The organism is Streptomyces sp. SID4985 (genome assembly GCF_009863025.1).
Lineage (GTDB): Bacteria > Actinomycetota > Actinomycetes > Streptomycetales > Streptomycetaceae > Streptomyces.
Map to the genome: position 1 here is coordinate 1 of NZ_WWIR01000615.1, position 1,167 is coordinate 1,167.

The 1,167-nt window shown below is 67.2% G+C and carries 1 protein-coding gene; it reads right to left on the reverse strand.

Going from position 1 to position 1,167, the window contains the following annotated elements; translation table 11 throughout:
* Positions 1 to 56: 56 nt before the first annotated feature.
* On the reverse strand, positions 57 to 686 hold the full coding sequence (locus GTW40_RS26270; RefSeq protein WP_237525710.1) for a lysophospholipid acyltransferase family protein: 630 nt from the start codon (positions 684 to 686) through the stop codon (positions 57 to 59).
* Between the last annotated feature and the right edge of the window lie 481 nt (positions 687 to 1,167).

Sequence of the window (1,167 nt, forward strand, 5' to 3'; positions counted from 1 at the left end):
AGGGGCGCGGGGAACTGCGCGACAAGCCACAACGCACCCGCACCCGAAAACGACGCTTACGCAGCCTTGGCCTTGGTCGCGTACATGTCCACATACTCCTGCCCGGACAACCGCATGACCTCAGCCATCACAGAATCCGTGACCGCCCGCAGCACATACCGATCCCGATCCATCCCCTCATACCGAGAGAACTCCATCGGCTCGCCGAAACGGACCGTCACCCGCCCAGGCCGAGGCATCCCACTCCCACCCGGCTGCAACTTGTCCGTGCCGATCATGGCGAAGGGAACAACAGGCGCCCCGGTCATGAGCGTGAGCCGAGCGATACCCGTACGCCCCCGGTAAAGACGGCCGTCAGGCGACCTCGTGCCCTCGGGGTAGATCCCGAAGATCTTCCCCTCCTCCAGGATCCGCCGCCCGGTCATCAGCGCGGCCACGCCCCCGTTCGCCCCGTCCCGGTCGACCGGGATCATGCCGACGCCGGTGAAGAACCAGGCCATCGCGCGGCCCTTGACGCCCTTGCCGGTGACGTACTCGTCCTTGCCGATGAAGCAGACCTGCCGCTTGGAGACGACCGGCAGCACGATCGAGTCGATGAAGGTGAGGTGGTTGCCCGCCAGGATCACCGGCCCGTCGCCGGGAATGTTCTCCATTCCCTCCACCTGCGGGCGGAACATCAGGCGCATGATCGGTCCGAGCACTGCCTTGATGAGGTGGAAGCGGGACAACAGGTCCTCCGAGGCCGACGGGATCGTTATGAGACTGTGCAGGTGAGGACATTACTCGCGGCAACCGGGGAAACGCACGTCGGGCCCGCACGGTTCACCGAGGTCTTACGCACTGTTGACGCGGGTTTACTTGGGAGTCCTCCTCACGGAGGGTGTTCGCGATGTGACGGGCATCGCACCCGTACGGCTCTCTGGCGGGCCCCTGGGACGGACCCGACGAACCGTCACCTCACCACCCCCACCGGACACCTCGTGTCAGCCGCGTGTTCGTGCCGGGGTCTCCCCCCGGTCCTCCCGCCGCCCCTACGATCAGCGCGCATTCGACGATCCAACGGCAGGAGGCGCGCATGGAGAGCGAGCAGACGAACCGGCCCACCCAGGCCACCGGACGGCGGGCGGTCCTCGGTGCCGCGGTGCTCGGCGCGGGCGGCGCGGTCCT